Origin of the sequence: Streptomyces sp. MB09-02B (assembly GCF_033794485.1) — a bacterium.
Lineage (GTDB): Bacteria > Actinomycetota > Actinomycetes > Streptomycetales > Streptomycetaceae > Streptomyces.
This window is the reverse complement of sequence record NZ_JARGEE010000001.1, coordinates 109,793-127,136: the sequence shown is the minus strand read 5'-3', so window position 1 is coordinate 127,136 and position 17,344 is coordinate 109,793. Positions and strand designations below refer to the sequence as shown.

Annotated in this window: 13 protein-coding genes and 1 pseudogene; 8 read left to right on the top strand and 6 right to left on the bottom strand. The window is 72.5% G+C overall.

The genetic code is table 11. The features are described from left to right. Positions 1-52 precede the first annotated feature (52 nt). Positions 53-648, bottom strand: a pseudogene (locus tag P1P70_RS00505) (ABC transporter ATP-binding protein). A 149-nt stretch (positions 649-797) separates the two neighbouring features. After that, on the bottom strand, positions 798-881 hold the full coding sequence (locus P1P70_RS45630; RefSeq protein WP_367821903.1) for a putative leader peptide: 84 nt from the start codon (positions 879-881) through the stop codon (positions 798-800). A 151-nt stretch (positions 882-1,032) separates the two neighbouring features. Between P1P70_RS45630 and P1P70_RS00500 the strand changes: the two genes are divergently transcribed. Continuing rightward, positions 1,033-1,455, top strand: a complete 423-nt coding sequence (locus P1P70_RS00500) for a YjbQ family protein (RefSeq protein WP_319233561.1) — start codon at positions 1,033-1,035, stop codon at positions 1,453-1,455. 136 nt (positions 1,456-1,591) lie between these two features. Here the strand turns inward: P1P70_RS00500 and P1P70_RS00495 are convergent, their stop codons facing one another. The 3 genes from P1P70_RS00495 to P1P70_RS00485 are packed head-to-tail and all read right to left on the bottom strand — an operon-like array spanning position 1,592 to position 4,419. Continuing rightward, positions 1,592-2,074: a hypothetical protein gene (locus P1P70_RS00495; protein WP_319233559.1), complete on the bottom strand. Its 483-nt coding sequence runs from the start codon at positions 2,072-2,074 to the stop codon at positions 1,592-1,594. Further along, positions 2,071-3,939, bottom strand: coding sequence for a glycoside hydrolase family 15 protein (locus P1P70_RS00490; RefSeq protein WP_319233557.1), 1,869 nt, complete (start codon positions 3,937-3,939; stop codon positions 2,071-2,073). The genes P1P70_RS00495 and P1P70_RS00490 overlap by 4 nt, the downstream gene beginning before the upstream one ends. Positions 3,940-3,981: 42 nt before the next feature. Continuing rightward, complete coding sequence (locus tag P1P70_RS00485) at positions 3,982-4,419, bottom strand: DoxX family membrane protein (protein WP_319233556.1); 438 nt, start codon at positions 4,417-4,419, stop codon at positions 3,982-3,984. Between the two features lie 83 nt (positions 4,420-4,502). On the opposite strand from P1P70_RS00485, the gene P1P70_RS00480 reads away from it, so the two are divergent. Beyond that, positions 4,503-5,213 carry a helix-turn-helix transcriptional regulator gene (locus tag P1P70_RS00480; protein WP_319233577.1) on the top strand — a complete coding sequence of 237 codons (711 nt, stop codon included), beginning with the start codon at positions 4,503-4,505 and terminating at the stop codon, positions 5,211-5,213. 108 nt (positions 5,214-5,321) lie between these two features. Here P1P70_RS00480 and P1P70_RS00475 read toward each other — a convergent pair whose 3' ends face one another. Beyond that, entirely contained in the window at positions 5,322-7,070 is a 1,749-nt protein-coding gene (locus tag P1P70_RS00475) for an RICIN domain-containing protein (RefSeq protein WP_319233575.1), read from the bottom strand. A 555-nt stretch (positions 7,071-7,625) separates the two neighbouring features. On the opposite strand from P1P70_RS00475, the gene P1P70_RS00470 reads away from it, so the two are divergent. The 6 genes from P1P70_RS00470 (at position 7,626) to P1P70_RS00445 (ending at position 17,244) form a co-directional block, all read left to right on the top strand. Continuing rightward, the gene (locus P1P70_RS00470; protein ID WP_319233554.1) at positions 7,626-8,828 is read left to right on the top strand and encodes a cytochrome P450; all 1,203 of its coding nucleotides are present in this window, start codon (positions 7,626-7,628) and stop codon (positions 8,826-8,828) included. A 208-nt stretch (positions 8,829-9,036) separates the two neighbouring features. Next, complete coding sequence (locus P1P70_RS00465; protein ID WP_319233573.1) at positions 9,037-9,606, top strand: MSMEG_1061 family FMN-dependent PPOX-type flavoprotein; 570 nt, start codon at positions 9,037-9,039, stop codon at positions 9,604-9,606. 58 nt (positions 9,607-9,664) lie between these two features. Next, positions 9,665-10,534 carry an ABC transporter ATP-binding protein gene (locus tag P1P70_RS00460; protein WP_319233553.1) on the top strand — a complete coding sequence of 290 codons (870 nt, stop codon included), beginning with the start codon at positions 9,665-9,667 and terminating at the stop codon, positions 10,532-10,534. After that, complete coding sequence (locus P1P70_RS00455) at positions 10,531-11,508, top strand: iron-siderophore ABC transporter substrate-binding protein (protein WP_319233552.1); 978 nt, start codon at positions 10,531-10,533, stop codon at positions 11,506-11,508. Before P1P70_RS00460 ends, P1P70_RS00455 begins: the two co-directional genes overlap by 4 nt. 69 nt (positions 11,509-11,577) lie before the next feature. Further along, entirely contained in the window at positions 11,578-13,644 is a 2,067-nt protein-coding gene (locus P1P70_RS00450) for an iron ABC transporter permease (protein ID WP_319233551.1), read from the top strand. A gap of 123 nt (positions 13,645-13,767) precedes the next feature. Next, positions 13,768-17,244, top strand: a complete 3,477-nt coding sequence (locus P1P70_RS00445; RefSeq protein ID WP_319233550.1) for a hypothetical protein — start codon at positions 13,768-13,770, stop codon at positions 17,242-17,244. Positions 17,245-17,344 lie beyond the last annotated feature (100 nt).

Sequence of the window (17,344 nt, the reverse complement as noted above, 5' to 3'; positions counted from 1 at the left end):
GGGGTGGACGCGGTGGGGGTAGCTGACTCGGCTCCTGTCGGGGCGACGGCGTTCAGGCGGCTTCTGCGGCGGTGTCGACACCCAGCCGCTCCAGGAGCTGGCCGCGCAGCTCGGCGAAGCGGGGGTGGGCGATGTCGCGGGACCGGTCCAGGGCGACCGGCGTCTCGTGCACGACGACGCCCTCGTCCATCACCAGGACACGGTCGGAGAGCAGCAACGCCTCCTCGACGTCGTGCGTGACGAGGTCACCGCGCAGCCGTGCCGACGCCACGACTCGCCCACCAGACGCCTCGCCTTGTCGCGGGCGGGTGCGTCGAGGGCGCCGAACGGCTCGTCGAGCAGGAGCAGTTCGGGTTCGCGGGCAGTCGCCCGCCCGAGCAGGGCGTTGTGCCGCACCCGCCGCCACGGCAGCAACCGCGGTGCCTCGACCACGACGGCCTTGCGGCGGGGAACCAGGACGGTGCCCGAGGTGTCGCGGTCGAGCCCGGCGAGGATACGGAGAAGGGTGGACTTGCCGCAGCCGCTGCGGCCGAGCAGGGACACGAACTCGCCGTATCGGAGGTCGGATTGAAGACCGTCGAGGACGGCACGGCCGTGGAAGGATCGGGTGAGCCCTTCGACGTGCACGGCGGGGCGAGTGGATGGCATGGCATCAGCCTTCCGAGGACTCCTGTGGCGGGAATCCAGCTAGTGGGGAGGGAGGAAGCCCAGTGAGCGCAGCTTCGCAGGTCGCAGCCCCGCAGCGTGGCTTCGGGGTCAGGGAGGTTCCGGGGCGCCGGGGACGAGTCGAGGAGCCGTCAGCGGCCGCGGCGACACGCGGCGGAGGCCACCCGCAGCAGGTCGATGTGACCGCGCGAAGTGAGCAGGGCTGAACGCGACATGAGGAGCAATCAGCCAGCCGGTCCGCACACGGTCAACGAGGTCTCGCGAAGTGAACGCCATATGGCAACGGGTGTGCCACTCCCGGCACGAACGGTCGCTCTCGCCTCGGCGGTCCCCGTCGACGCCTTCCCGGTGCGCGAGAATGGAACCATGTCCGATGCCTTCACCACCCGAGTACTGAACGTCGCGTCCGGTCCCCAGGAGCGGGTCGTCGACCTCACCCACGACTGCGAGGCGTTCCTCCGCGAGGCCGCTGCCGGCCGGGACGGCCTCCTCAACGTCTTCGTCCCGCACGCCACGGCCGGCATCGCCATCATCGAGACGGGCGCCGGCAGCGACGACGACCTCCTCGCCGCGCTGCGCACCCTCCTGCCCGCCGACGACCGCTGGCAGCACCGCCACGGCACCCCCGGCCACGGCCGCGACCACGTCCTCCCTGCCATCGTCCCGCCCCACGCCACCCTCCCGGTGATTGCCGGAAGGCTGGAACTGGGGACCTGGCAGTCGGTGTGCCTGGTGGACACCAACAGGGACAATCCCAACCGCCAGGTCCGTCTGTCGTTTCTCGCGTGATGCTGGTGCGGCCAGGACTGTAGGGCAGTGGCCGACGGGCCGAGTCGGGTGTCTGCGGACCGGCGGGTCCGGTTGCGATTTCGCGGTTGGTGCGCTGGTGGGACTCCGGGGCGCGGTCCGGGCGCACCGGACGCTCTCACGTCGGCAGGGCGGTGAAGCCTCCGATGATCGCTCCGAAGCCGACGTGGGCGAGGACGGTGACCGCGGGGGTTCCGGGTCCGTAGTTGCGCATCAGAAAGCCGGGAGGTTCGAGCAGGGCCACGTCAGGGGCGCTGGTCAGCGGGCTGCCCATGCGGGGGTGGACCAGCGGCAGCAGGATGTTGACCAGTGCGGTGCCGGCGAACAGGCCGTGGGCGAGTCCGAACAGGGCCCCCAGCCACCAGCCGCTGTGGTCGATGGCGAGGAAGACGGCGAAGTAGCCGAACCCGAACAGCTGCCCGTTGAGGAAATGCAGCAGGTAACCGATGGCCTTGGCGCGGGTGCGGTCGACGGTCACCACGGTGCCGAGCAGGAAAGGCAGGTCCATGCGGGTCAGCCTCAGCTCGCTGGCGGCGCGCAGCGCCGTGGTGAGCGCCAGTGTGCCGACGAAGGCTCCCGCAGCGGCCGACCACGCGCTCATCGCGATGCGTCCCCGCTTGCCCCGGTGATGGCGCCGGCGGCGCTGATCAGCGCAAGATGACTCAGCCCCTGGGGAAGGTTTCCCAGGAAATCGCCGGTGGCGGGGTCGATCTCCTCGCTGTAGAGGCCGACGTCGTTGGCCAGGCCGACCAACTCGTCCATCAGCTCGATCGCCTGGGGAAGGCGGCCGGTGCGGCCGAGGCATTCGGCGAGCCAGAAGGAGCAGGCGAGGAAGGCGCCCTCACCGCCGGCGAGTCCGTCCTCTCCCGAATAGCGGTCGACGTACGGCCCGTGACGCAGGTAGCGGGCCAGCGTGGTGATCGTGGACTGTATGCGCCGCTCGTCGCCGTATCCGTAGAGGGGTCCCAGCAGGACGGCGGCGTCCAGGTCCTCGCCGTCGGCGGCGCGGACGTAGCTGTCGCGGGCGGATGAGAAGCAGCGGGTCTCGATGAACGCGGTGATCTCGTCGCGTGCGGCGTGCCAGCGGTCCACATGCCGGTCGGGGACCAGCCCGCGGCGGGCGAGGTCTGCGGCGCGGTCGAGCGCGACCCAGCACATCATCTTGGACTGGGTGAAGTGCCGGGGTGGACTGCGGACCTCCCAGATCCCCGAATCCGGTTGCTGCCACCTCGTGCAGACGAGGTCGGCGAGCTCCACGAGGCGTCGTGCGACGTCCGCGTCCAGCCGTCCCGCGGCCTGGGCGTACAGCCAGGCGGTCTGGACCAGCTCGCCGTAGATGTCGAGCTGTGCCTGGCCGACCGCGGCGTTGCCGATGCGGACCGGCCCCGAGCGCCGGTAGCCCTCCCAGGGCAGGGTCCGCTCAGGGGTGCGACGGCCGCCGTCCAGCCGGTACAGCACCTTGAGGTCGGGGTGGGTGAGCTGGGAGGCGTGCATCAGCCACCAGAAGTAGGCGTGCGCCTCCGCCGGGCAGCCCAGCCGCAGGAAGGCCGCCAGCGTGAAGGCGGAGTCGCGCACCCAGGAGAATCGGTAGTCCCAGTTGCGTTCGCCGCCGATCTCCTCCGGCAGCGAAGTCGTCGCCGCGGCGGCGATCGCACCGGAAGGGGCATGGACGAGCAGCTTCAGGACCAGCAGGCTGCGCATCACGGCTTGATGCCACCGCCCCGTGTACGGGCGGCCCTCGACCCAGCCCCGCCACGCGGCGCTCGTGCCGTCCAGGCGGGCCTCGCACTCCCGGCGGGCGGGCAGGACGAGTGGCTCCTGTTCGGCGAACGGCATCGCGATCAGGGCGCGCCGGCTCTGTTGCAGCTCGAATCGGCCGCTGATCATGCCCTCGCGGCACTCGGGTTCGCCGGCATCCCACGCGCGGACGGCGAGAGCGCTGCTGCCGGCTGTCGCCACCGGGACGCCCGCGCGCCGCCCGACCCGTGTGCGGTCGGTGCCGTAGGCGAAGCGGGGTTCGACGCTCCAACGCAGCGGCACGGACCCGGACAGCCCCTCGACGCGCCGCAGCAGCTCCCGCATCGGTGTCAGGGCCGTGTCGTCGTGCAGGGTGAGCGCGTCGGTGACCCGCACCGAGCCGGTGTGGGTGAGGAAGGTCGTCTCCAGCACATTGGTGCCGGGCAGGTAGCGGCGCTCTGTCCGGTAGGGCACCACCGGCTGGAGCCGGAACCCGCCCCCGCCGGAGGCGTCCAGGAGGGCGCCGAACACGGCGGGGGAGTCCAGGTCGGGCAGACCCAGCCAGTCCACTGACCCGTCACGTGCGACCAGGGCGGCGGTGCGGCCGTCGCCGATCACCGCGTACTCGCGCAACGGAACGTAGCCGTCCGTCCGCGAGCCCTCGGCCCAGAGGTCGGGGCCGGGGTCGGGGCCGGGCGATGGGTCCGGAGAACCACTGAAGGTCTCCATGACACCACCATCCCACCGGCTTCCGTGCGCCGCCGAGGGGCTTCAGCGCGGCTGCCGCTCGCTGTGATGGCGCTGGGCGAGCCGGGCGAGGGCCACCGCGCCGAGCAGGAGGCCGAAGTCGCGCAACGCGATGTCGTAGTGGTCGGGGATGCTCAGCAGGTTGACGATGATCCCGGCGAGCCATCCGGCCACCAGCCAGCCTCCGAAGCGCGGTGCGAGGCCGACGACGATGCCCGCGACGATCTCGATGACACCGACGGCGTACATGGCGGCCTGTGCGCTGCCCGGAACGACATCGTCGATCCACGGCGCCAGGTAGGCGGGCCAGTCCACGAGCAGGTTGGTGAACTTGTCCAGCCCGAACAGGATCGGCGCCACGGTGAACCCCGTGCGCAGGATGACGAACGCCTGGTAGCCGGGGTCGGTGAACACGGGACGCCGGGTGGTGGCGGTCGTGGTGGTTGTGGTCGCGGACGACATGGCGTCCTCCTTCTATAGGCAACTCTCACTAGCAATAGAAGCCGGTCAGTCTTCTTTAGTCAATGGCTGTGGGTTTTACACTGGTGTTCGTGGACGACCCGCAGGAAGCACCCCGCCCCGACATCTCCGCCGTCGCCGCTCTCGACGAGCCGACCCGTAGGAGGCTCTACGACCATGTCGTGCGCCAGCCGGAGCCCGTCAGCCGCGACGAGGCCGCCGGCGCTCTCGGACTGGCGCGTCAGACGGCGGCCTTCCACCTGGATCGGCTGGCTGACGAATCACTGCTCGACGTGGTCTACGAGCGGCGCAGCGGCCGCACCGGGCCGGGCGCGGGCAGGCCCGCCAAGCTCTACAGGCGCTCCACCAAGCAGGTCACGGTCAGCCTGCCCGAGCGTCGGTACGAGCTGGCCGGACGGCTCCTCGCCCAGGCGGTGGAGGAGTCCGAAGTCACCGGAGAACCGGCCGGCGCCGTCCTGCACCGCGCGGCCCACCGGCTCGGCGAACAGCTCGCGAGCGAGCACAGCTCGGGTGCGACAGGTGTCTTCGACCTGCTCGAGCGGTACGGGTTCGAGCCCCGCCATGACGCTGGGGCCATCGTGCTGGGCAACTGCCCCTTCCACGCGCTCGCCCGCCTGCACACCCAGACGGTCTGCGGCATGAACCTCCACCTGCTTCGCGGCGTCCTTCTGGGGCTCGAGGAGGACGACCTCCAGGCATGCCTGGAGCCCAGCCCCGGCCAGTGCTGCGTCCGCCTTCGACCGGCCACCTCCCGGCCTGCGACGGCGGGTTCCTGACCGTGGCCGAGTTGCCGTCAGGGGCACCGTGGCCGATCCGCGGTCACCCCGCTCTGCCACAGGTAGACACCCGAATTGCTCAGCGGTTGTCGGCGTGTGGGGAAGCCGTCACTGGACCAGCTCCCAGTCCTGCGAGCCGTCCGTCGTCGCCGTCTGCAGGGTCAGTGGGGCCCCGGCGGACGCACCGGTCAGGTAGAGACTCGTGTTCTTGACGGACTGCAGCTTGTAGAAGCCGTCAGCGGTTTTGACGAGGTTCCAGCTGCCGGTGCCGCTGTTGTCCACCCACTGACCGATCTTCTGCCCGGCCGTCGCGTTCCCGGTCCAGACGGCCGCCGCACGTCCACCGGCCTTGTTCAGCAGGGTCACACCGCCGTTGGGTTCGGTCACCACATGCCAGAACTGGGTGTCCGCGTTCGCCGCCGAGCCGGGTGCCTCCAGGCGTACGTCGGGCACGTCGCCGTTGCCGATGTTGGCGTCGTTGGTCTTGTTGCCGGTGCCGATCACCTGGTCGGTCCTGCGGTTGACCAACTGGTGGTAGGCGCCGGCGGAGTGGCCGAGGTCGACCTCCGCGAACCTCAGCGTGGAGGTGCCCTGGTTGTTGAGGATCGAGACGCGGCCGGTGCCCTGCACGTACTGGAGGCTGCGGCTGTAGCCCGCCTGGGAGGTGGTCTGGTACTCCTTCCACGTCCCGTCGCTGCGTCCGCTCTCGTTGACCCAGACGTTGCCGCTGCCCGCCGCGTTGTAGACCAGCCGGCCACCGGGGAGCCGGATGATCACCGGGCTGCCGCTCATCGACAGAGCGCGGGAACCGGTGTCCGTCGGCAGTGAGTTGACGCCCGTTCCGGTGGGTGAGCCGGTGTGGAACTTCAGCGGGTCGTCGGCGATCCGGTACCGCGTGTCGGCTCCGCCGCCCCAGTACTCGTAGGTGAGCAGCCACTTGCCGTCCGTGGTGCGGACGACGTTGGTCATACCCGGCCGGCCGCCGCCGATCTCCGTCTTCCCGCCCCCCATGTCCTGGGTCAGTCCGGCGATGTCGACGACGGGAGCGCTCCAGTTCGCGCCGCGGCCGTCCCAGGTCCTGTGCACGAGGATCTGGCCGAGCGAGTCCTTGGCGGTGGCGTTGGCGGGGTCGAGGGTCGGGACGCCGGTGGTCGCGTTGAAGCCCGTGTAGTCGTTCTCGTCGGAGTAATAGCAGACGAGTTGACCCTTGTGGACCATCAGGTACGGCTCCCAGAGCGGGTCCACCTGCTTGTTCGTGTTCGCGGCGGCGATGTTCTGCCCGAGCGCGCCCGCGCTGCCGCCCTGCCAGCCGCCGGTCGCGACGATGTTGAGGACCTTCCAGGTCGCGCCGTCGTCGGTGCTGGAGTACAGGGCGATCGCCAGGTCCCTGCGGTCACCGTCGTTGGTCGGAGTCCAGTTCGGGTCGGCGGCCTTGCGCTCCTTGTAGTAGGCGTCGTCGCCCGACACCACAGTCGCGAGGAGCAGCGTGCCCTGCTTCAGGTCCCCGACGTCCTGGGGAAGGACGTAGAGATACGGGTTGGTCCAATTGCTGGTGTACTTCGCGTACTTGGCGTCGCCGGAGAGGTACGCCGGGGCCTTGACCTCCGACAGCGGTTGCCAGGACGTGCCGTCGTCGTCGCTCTTGTGAACGGGGAGCGTCTGCTTGTCGGCGCTGCCCGTCTCCGTCACGACGGTGGACTTCTCGAACGCGGCCACCAGGCGCCCGCTCGGCAACTGCGCCGACTTGGGGTAGACCGCGCAGTTGCCGCGCCCCTTCAGGCATGGTTCGCTGCCGAGCTGGTACAGGGTGCCGCCCGTGGGGTTGTACGCCTGTGCGCCGGAGGCCGGTACGGCCATCAGCGCGGACGCCGCGGCGAAGGTGCCCAGTGTCTTTCTCCATGTGCTTCGTTGCACAGTTCCTCCTTCTGAGGTGCACGCGGTGGTGCCGGGCTCGTCGGCCGCGAGGCGCGGCGAGGGGTGGGGTGCCGGTGGGGTGCCGGTGGGGTGCCGGTGCCGGTGTCGGTGTCGGTGTCGGCGAGGGTGAGGGCACGCGCGTCTGGCGGGTCCGGGGGCGGCGCGCTGTTCGGCCGGACCGGATCGTCGTCGCGGCGTCGGTCGGGGCGACCGGAGTTCGGGCACGTGTGCGTTACCGGCCCCGGTCCTGCGGCGTGCGGACTCCGATTCGTTGTCAGCCGTCGTCCTCGTCCTGACCGCGCTGTCATGTCTACGCAGTCAGAAGGGGGGCGTCAAGTGGTGCGGAAGATATTGGTGAGGTCGCACGGACTGCTGTTTGGCCTGCCGAACACACGCCCCGCCCGGCAGGTTCGAGCGACTCGGCCCGACCCGGGGCCGACCTCGCAGCCTCGGCCGGAGCGCCGTACCGAGGGGCGATCTTGACTAGGGTGGAGACCCATGTCGACCACAACGCCCGAGCCGCCGCCCCTCGTCGATCCCGTCGAGCTCGTCTCGGACCCCTATGCGGTGTACGCGCGACTCAGGGAGGCCGGGCCGGTGCACCGGATCGCCGGGACGGACGGGCTTCCGGCCTGGTTGGTCACGCGGTACGACGACGTACGCCAGGCCCTCGCCGACCCCCGGCTCTCCCTCGACAAGCGCAACGCGACCCCCGGTGGCTACCACGGGCTGGCGCTGCCGCCGGCGCTGGACGCGAACCTGCTGAACATGGATCCGCCGGACCACACCCGCATCCGGCGCCTGGTGTCCCAGGCGTTCACCCCGCGCCGTGTCGCCCGCCTGTGCGACCCCATCAGGCGGACCGCCGACGCGCTGCTCGACGCCGTCGAACCGTACGGGCGCGCCGACCTCATCGCCTCCTACGCCGCACCCCTGCCGATCACGGTGATCTGCGACCTGCTCGGCGTGGCCCCGCACGATCGGCACGACTTCAGGTCCTGGACCGACACCCTGATCGCCCCGGACCCGGCACGACCGGAAAGCGCGAAGGAAGCCGTCCGCGACATGCTGGGCTTCTTCACCCTGCTCATCGCCGGCAAGCGCGCCGAGCCCTCGGACGACCTGCTCTCCGCCCTGATCGCCGTACGCGACGACGAGGACCGGCTGAGCGAGGACGAGCTCATGTCCCTCGCCTTCCTGATCCTGTTCGCGGGGTACGAGAACACCGTCCACCTCATCGGCAACTCCACCCTGGCCCTGCTCGGCCACCCCGAGCAGCTGGGCGCCCTGCGTGCCGACCCCGGCCGACTGGGCGGCGCGATCGAGGAGTTGGCTCGCTACGACGGTCCCGTGCCCCTGGCCATCCGGCGCTTCCCCGTCGAGGACGTCACCATCGGCGGGGTGGTCGTTCCGGCCGGTGAGACCGTCCTGTTGTCCCTGGCGGCCGCGCACCGGGACCCGCATCGCTTCACCGAGCCCGACCGGCTCGACATCGGTCGCGACGCCACCGGGCATCTCGCCCTCGGCCATGGCATCCACTACTGTCTCGGCGCGCCGCTGGCCCGGATGGAGACCGAGATCGCTCTCGCCGCGCTCCTCGACCGGTTCCCCGACCTGGCCCTCGACATCGCGCCGGACCAGGTGCGTTGGCGGCCGTCCATGCGGGCCCGCGGCCTGCTGGAACTGCCGGTGCGCTTCTGAGGGGGTGCCGGCCGCCCGTCGCCGTGCGGGGGCGGGCGCGCCCCTCGGTCAAGGGCTGTCGGCCATCTCCTGGTGCGGGGTGGCCGTCTTCTGGTGGCGGGGCGACCGCCCCCGCCCTCGTGAGGTAAGGCTGACCTAACTCGGCTAGTGTGCGAGGCGCAACTGTCGCCGTGTGTACACACCTTGGGGGTCGGCCTTGCCGAGCGCGATCGAGACCGGCAGCGGAGACGGGCCGGACGTCGCGACCGGAGCCGGGCGGCGCGAGGAGGGGTGGGTCGAGCTGGGGTCGCGCGAGGCGTTGCGCGAACTGCTGGGCGAGCCCTGGCCGGTGGTGATCGAGAAGGTCCACGACCGGCTCACCGACCAGGACCGGGGCATCCTGGCCCGCTCCCCGTTCTGCCTGCTGGCCACCTCCGACGCCCGGGGCGGCTGCGACGTCTCCCCGCGCGGGGACGCGCCGGGCTTCACCCATGTCGTCGACCCCGGAGTGATAGCCCTGCCCGACCGGCCCGGGAACCGGCGCGGCGACAGCTTCCACAACATCCTCGACAACCCGCACGCCGGCCTGCTGTATCTGATCCCGGGCTCCAAGGAGGTCCTGCGGATCAACGGCCGGGCGCGGATCCTCACCGACGCCCCGTTCTTCGACGCGATGACGCTCGACGACCGGCGGCCCGAGCTGGCGCTTGTCCTGGAGATCGACGAGATCTACCTGCACTGCCCGCAGTCCCTGCGCCGGTCGGGCGTGTGGGATCCGCAGTCCTGGCCGACCGGCTGAATCCGGCCGATGGGGGACCCCTTGTCGGCCAATATTTAGGTTAGGCTAACCTTCACTTGTGAGATCTGGTGAGGAAGCAGCCGACACCCCGAGGCTACGCGGGCACGCACTGTCGGCCACGGGCGTGACCGTGGCGTACGACGGCGTCGACGTCGTGCACGACGTCGCCATCGCGCTCCGGCCCGGCGAGGTGACCGCACTGGTCGGCCCCAACGGCAGCGGCAAGTCGACGCTGCTGCGGACCGTCGCCCGGTTGCAGCGGCCGCGCCACGCCGCGCTCCGGATCGACGCCGACACCGACGGACTCGCCCTGACCTCCCGTGAGTTCGCGCGGCACGTCGCCCTGCTGACCCAGGGCCGGCCCACGCCCAGCGGACTGACCGTGCGGGACGTCGTCGAGTTCGGCCGCTACCCGTACCGGGGCCGCTTCGGCCGCAGGGACCCCGACGCGACGGCCGCCGTCGACCGGGCACTCGCGCTGACCGGTGTCTCGGGTCTCGCCGAACGAGGCGCCGACCACCTGTCCGGCGGGCAGTTGCAGCGGGTGTGGCTCGCCAGTTGTCTCGCCCAGGAGACCGGCGTGCTCCTGCTGGACGAGCCGACCACCTACCTCGACCTGCGCTACCAGGTCGAACTCCTCGACCTCGTCCGCGACCTGGCGGACGACCACGGCATCGCCGTCGGCGTCGTCCTGCACGACCTCGACCAGGCGGCGGCCGTCGCCGACCGGATCACGCTGCTCGAAGCGGGCCGGATCGTCGCCGAGGGCCGCCCCGAGGACGTCCTGACACCGGAACGCCTGACCGCCGTCTACGGCATCCGCATCGATGTCGACACCGACCCCCTCACCGGCCGACTGCGCACCCGCCCGATCGGTCGTCACCACACCCGCTCCACCCGAAGCGAAAGGCTCCGCTCCACCTCATGAGACGTCTCCTGCTCCCCGCGGCCACCGTCGTCGCGGCACTCACTCTCGCCGCCTGCGGTACCACCGAGCCCGCCGCCGACAGCACCGAGAAGGCCTCCGAGGCCATCACCCTCACCGACTCCACCGGCAAGAAGGTCGAACTCGACGGCCCGGCCACCAAGGTCGTCGCCACCGAGTGGAACGAGGTCGAGTTCCTCCTGACCCTCGGCGTGGACCCCGTCGGCGTCGCGGACGTCAAGGGCTACAGGACCTGGGACCAGGCCGTCCCGCTGAAGAACGAGCCGAAGGACATCGGCACCCGCGGCGAGCCGAGCATGGACACCATCGCCTCCCTCAAGCCCGACCTGATCGTGGCCTCCTCCGACCTTCCGCCCGCCGCCGTCAAGCAACTGCGCGAGATCGCCCCGGTGCTGGGGATCCAGTCCGCGGACGCCTCGGACCAGATCGGGCAGATGCTGGACAACCTCGACCTCCTCGCCAAGGCGACCGGGACCACCGACCAGGCCGAGAGCGCCCGGAAGAGCTTCGAGGCCAAGGTCGCCGAGGGCAAGAAGGCCCTCGCCGACGCTGGGCTCGACGGTACCGACATCGCCTTCGCCGACGGCTACGTCGCCTCCAACCAGGTCTCCCTGCGCCCCTACACCAGCGGTTCGCTGATCGGCGCCGTCAACGAGCGGCTCGGTCTGAAGAACGCCTGGAAGGTGAAGGGCGACGCCGACTACGGCCTCGGCACCACCGACGTCGAGGGCCTGACCGGCCTGCCGAAGGACGTCCAGTTCGCCTACATAGGCAACGACGAGGACGAGACCAGCAACCCCTTCACCAACGAGCTGGCGAAGAACGCCGTCTGGAAGTCCCTCGCGTTCGTGAAGTCCGGCGATGTGCACCGACTGCCCGACGGCATCTGGATGTTCGGCGGTCCCGGGTCGATGGAGGCGTACGTCGACGCCCTCGTCAAGGCGCTGACGAAGTAGCAGAGACGCAGTAGCGGAAACGCAGTAGCACAGACGCAGTAGAAGCGACCGAAGCAGAAGCACGGAGCCATGGCCGTCACCGCGACTTCCCCCGCCACCCGTCCGTCCACAGCGGCGACCCGGACGGGCGCGGCCGCGGTGACGGCCGCGCTCGTCCTCCTGGTCGCCGCCCTCGCCGTCGTGGACCTGACCCAGGGCACCGCCGCCGTCGGGCACTCCGAGGTGCTCAAGGCCCTGACCGGGCGGGCCGACCCCGGTGACGCGTCCGTCGTGATCGCCTCCCGGCTGCCCCGGATGACCGCCGGCATCCTCGTCGGCGTCCTGCTCGGGGTGGCGGGCGCCGTGCTCCAGGCCGTCAGCCGCAACGTGCTCGCCTCTCCCGACACCCTCGCCGTGAACGCCGGTGCCTACCTGGCGCTCGGCATCGTCGGTGTCACCGGTGTCTCGCTGCCCCTGCTCGCCTCCTCCGGCGTCGCCTTCGCCGGCGGACTGCTCGCGGCTGCCGTCGTGCTCTCCCTCTCCGGCCTCGGCACGGGCACCGTACGGCTCGTGCTGGCCGGCACCGCCCTGATGCTGGGCCTGAACTCCCTCACCGAGGGCCTGCTGCTGTTGTTCCCTCAGCAGACCGAGGGCCTCTACCAGTGGAACCAGGGCAGCATCGGCCAGAACGGCTTCGACGGTGTCCTGCAGATGCTCCCCGTCGCCGCGATCGGGCTCGGCGGTCTGCTGCTGACCGCCCGTCGGGTCGACGCACTCGCCCTCGGCGACGACACCGCGCGCGGCCTCGGCGTCCCCGTCCGTGCGACCCGGGTGACGGTCGTCGTCCTCGCCACCCTGTTGTCCGCGGCGGCCGTCACCCTCGCCGGACCCATCGGCTTCGTAGGCCTGTGCGCACCGGCACTGGTACGCCCCCTCGCCCGCCGCTTCCGTGGCTTCGTCCGGACCCGGGGCGCCCTGCCCGCGGCCGGTCTGGTCGGGGCCGGGCTGGTGCTCGGGTCGGACGTCGCGCTGCGCGCCCTCGTCCCCGCCGACACGGCGGTCGCCGTGCCCACCGGCGTCGTCACCAGCCTGGTCGGCGCCGTGTTCCTGGTGGTGATGGCGCTCCGGCTGCGGGACACCTCCGGAGCCGAGGCGCCGGACCGCCTCCGCATCCCCAGCCGTACGGCGTTCCTGGTCACGCTGGCCGTCCTCGTCGTCGTGACCGTGGGCGTCACCATCGCCGGGGTCCTGCTGGGCGACAGCAAACTCCTGCTCGGCGACGTCGCGAACTGGGCACAGGGACGAGCCGGCCGGACCGTGTCCTTCGTGCTCGACACCCGGGTGCCCCGCGTTCTCGCGGCCCTCTGCGCGGGCGCGGCCCTCGCCCTGGCCGGAACGCTGGTCCAGGCCGTGACCCGCAACCCCCTCGCGGAACCGGCGATCCTGGGCGTCTCCGGCGGCGCCGCGCTCGGCGCCGTCCTGCTCGTCACCACCGTCCCCGTCGTCGGCGGCTGGGGCATAGCGGGTGCCGCGTTCGCGGGCGCCGCCCTCGCCTCGGTGGTCGTCTTCGGACTCGCCGCCCGGGGCGGCTACCAGCAGAACCGGCTGGTCCTCGTCGGCATCGGAGTGGCAGCCGCCGCCACGGCACTCATCAGCCTCCTCATCGTGCTCACCGACCCCTTCAACGCCACCAAGGCGCTGACCTGGCTGTCCGGTTCGACGTACGGCCGGACCCTGCCGGACGTGCTGCCCGTCGCGTGCGTGCTGGCCGTGGGGCTCGTCGCCGCGGTCGCCCGCCGCACCGAACTGGACCTCGTCTCCCTGGACGAACACACCCCCCGCCTGCTGGGCCTGTCCCTGTCCCGGGCCAGACTCGGGTTCCTGGTGGTGGCCGTCCTGCTCAGCGCGACCGCCGTCGCCTCCGCCGGCACCATCGGTTTCGTGGGTCTCGTCGCACCGCACGCGGCGCGGGCCCTGGTGGGCCGGCGGCACGTACGGGTGGTGCCGGTCGCCGTCCTCCTCGGGGCCATACTCGTCTGCACGGCGGACCTCCTCGGCCGTACGGTGATCGCCCCGGCCCAGCTGGGCGCCGGGCTGATGACCGCGGTGATCGGCACGCCGTACTTCCTCCACCTGCTGATACGGAGCCGCCGGTAGCCGACGGCAAGGGCCGCGAGGTGGTGTCGAGGCCGCGTGCCCGTCACCCGCAGCCGCGGGCGGGCCCGTACCGGCCGCGCTTAATCGATCGCGAGGGTGGATCCCGCCGGGCACAATCGGCGCATGCCGACCACCGCGGAGCAACTGCTGTCCGCCCTCGCACCGTTGCCGTTCCCCGCACGCCTCACCCTGACGGCACGGACCGCCCGCCGGCTCGCGGACGAGGGGACGCTCGCCCCGCTCCTGACCGACCTCGACGGACGCGGGCCCTACGAACGGCGGCTCGCGGCGCTGGCGGCCCACGCCGTACGGGACGTGGAGTTCCTCGCGGAGCGGCTGGCCGACCCGGACCCGGTGGTCGCCGGGTACGCGCGCCGCGCCGCACGCGACCTGCCCGTACCGGACCGGGCGGTGGAGGCCGCCTACGACGACGCACCGGCCGTGCTGCGGCAGCGGCTGGCCCGTCTGCTCGTCGCCGGGGGCCGCACCGCGCTCGCCGAGCGATTGGTGGCGCGGCTGCGCGCCGACTGGGGCGACGCCGAGGCCGCGCGGCTGCTGCCGGCCTGCTCCACCCCGTTCGTGGCACGGGAGTTGCCCGGACTCGCCCATGCCGTCGACGGCTGGACCCGGCTCGCGTCCCGGCATCCCGACCCGGTGCTCGACCACGCCGAACGGACCCTGGCCGACCGGGCGGGCGGAGAGCAGCGGGACGACTGGTGGCGGCTGCACGCCACCACGGTCGCGGCGCTCGCGCCCCTGCGTCCCGAGCGGGTGCTGACCCTGCTGGAGCGGTACGGCCCCGGCGGCCTGCCGCCCGCGCTGAGCCGCGGACTCGCCCCCCTGGCCACCGCCGATGTCGAACGCCTCATCCGTTGGCTCACCTCCCCCGGCAGTGAGGGCCGGCGCCAGGAGCGGGTGCCGCCTCCCGCGGCGCTGCGCGAGCTCGTCCAGGCCGCGCCCGCCTCGCTCATCGCGCTGGGCCGTCACTGGCTGAAGCGCGGCCCCCACTTCGCCGCCCTGGTCGGAGCCATGGCCCCCGGCCGACGTGCCGCGTTCGTGGACGCCGTCGGTGGGGACGCCGCCGAGGCCGTCCTCGAACTGCTGCCGCGCGAGCGCCGCTGGGCTGAGGTGCGCCGCGCGGCGGCCGCCTTCGACGGCACGGACTACTGGTGGGACGACCTGGACATCCTCGCCCACGGCCCGCTCGACGAGGCACGCCCCGCACTGCTGGCCGCGATCGGGCGGTCCGACGCCGACGACCGGGCCGCCGCCTGGCCGCTGTTCGTGGCCTGCGCCGTCCGGGACGGCGGCCGTGCGGCGATCACCGAACTGCTGACGACGGCGGGACGGCGGCTGCGCAACGAGCGGCACCCCGTCCGCGCCGCGGCGCTCGGCGCGCTCGCCGAAGCGCACCCGCGCGTCTTCGCCCCGGCCGACGCCCCACTCCTCGACGCGATCGCCACCGACGCCCTGGAGGCACGGGACGCGTCGTCCGCCACCCTGAAAGCCCTACGCACGCTGGCCGTACGCCTGCTCGTCGAACACGCCACCGGGGATGAGGGCGAGACGGACGCCGGGGCGCCCAGGGGCGACGGGACCGGTGCCGGGGGCGCCACGGGTGAAGGGGCGCCCAGGGGTGGCAGAACGGACGGGGGCGGTGAAGTCGGGCTGGGGGAGTGGGCCCTGCGGGTGTTGGCGCGGATCACGGAGCGGGTCGGGGTGCCCGACTTCGGGGAACTGCACCGGGAGTTGCGCAGGGGCCAGGAGCACGAGCTCCTCGGTGCCCTGCGGCCCTGGCTCGACGCCGGGGCCGGGCGGGCCGACTTCCGGCTGCTGCTGGGGCTGGCCGCCGCGCTGGGACCGCGCGCCCGGCGGCTGCCCGAACTCCAGGACCGGCTGGCCACGGCCGTGGAACACGGTGACGACGAGACGTTCGAGGCGGCCGCCCGGCTGTGGCTGGCCGCACCGGCGACCCGCGACGACCGGGCCGCCCGCATCGTCGCCCGCGAACCGTCGGCGGTCGCCCTCCCTCCCGTACGAGACGTGCTGTCCCGGCGGCGCACGGACCTGCTGGACGCCCTGCTGGCCGACACCCCGCCCCACGGCCGCTTCCTGACGGACGGCGCCCGCCGCCCGCTGCCGGACCTCGGCGGCAGCGACCGCTGGCTGCCACGCCAGCAGCGGGCGGCGGTCCGGCTGGCCGGGGAGGCGGTCGCGGACCGTACGCTCCCGCTCGACGACCGGGCCGCCCTGATCCGGGCCGCCGCCCCGGTGCCCGAGTTCGGGCGTGCCCTGGCGCTCGCGCACGCGGACGACCCGGACGTGGTCGTCGCCGAGGCAGCGCTCGGCGCCCTGCCCCGAACCGACCGGCCCCACGACGCCCTGCCGACGCTGCTGGACCGGGCCGACGGCGACCGGGCCAGGGTCGCCGTGTACGCGGCGGACCGCGCCGCCCGCTTCACCGCCCCGTCCCGACTCGCCCAGGCGTTGGGCCCGTTGCTCACCGGGGAGCGGCCCGCGAAGGTCACCTCCCGCAAGGAGGCCGTACGGCTCGCCGCCCGCTTCCTGCCACCTCGGAGCGCGGCCCCCCTGCTGGCGCGCGCCTTCCACGCCCCCGACCGGCACCCGGACGTGCGGGCCGCCGTCGTCCGCGCCCTGCCCCCGCTGCTCGGCGAGCCGGAGGCCCGGGCCCTGATCGAGGAGGCGGCACGTGACGACACCGGCCCCGTGCACGAGGCCCTGCTGGCCGTCACACCCTGGGAGTTGGCCGAGACGCACCGCCGCGCGTACGCCGCCGTCGTCCTCTCGGCGTACGACACGTCCCTCGCGCTCGCGGAAGGCTTCGGCGGCCACGTCGTGCTGCGTGCCATGGGGGTGTGGTGCCGTTACTCGCCCGAACTCGCCCACCGCATCTCCCGGACGGTCAGCGACCTCGACGACCGGACGCACTGGGGCTTCGCCGCGTGGACGCTGCGTGATCTGGCCGTCTCCGAACTACCGCACCCCGTGGGCGGTGCCGCGCCCGGCAGCGTGTTCCACAGCGCGGTGGCCGAGCTGCTGGCGGCGACGCACACTCCGGAGGGCGGCTGCGACGCGCTGGAGAGCCGGGACGTGCCGGCGCTGCAGCGGCTGCGGCACCTGACGTCGTTCTCCTACGCCGCGGATGTCCGCACCGAGTTGCTGGAGGCGGTCGCCGGGCAACTGACGGGTGAACCACGGCTCGCGCCGGAACGCGCCGAACTGCGGGGCCTGTTGGTCGGCTTCGCCACGGAGCCGACCGAACTCCTCGAACGACTGCGGGACCTCGCGGCGGAGTTCGAGGACGTCGGGGTGAGTGTCGCGATCCAGACCTCCGAACGGCTGCGCCTGGCCTCGGCACATCGCGCTCCCCGGTGCGCCGATGCCCTGCTGACCGCCGCCGACGGCCTCGCCCGCGACGGCCGCACCGCGACCGGCCTGCTGGCGGCCGGCCTGGTGAGTGGCATGGGTCTGTCCTTCGGCTGGACCGAGGAGGGACGCTCCCTGCTGCGACTGCTGCGCCGCCACGCGGACCCCGATGTGCGCCACCAGGCGTACCGGACCACGACGCACAACGAATGACACCCCCGGGCGGTCGGCGCCGCGCCGCCGACGACTGTGCCGGTGTCGGGGACGGCTCCTGGCACCTCACCGACGACGTCGACGACTTCCTCGCCCGCGC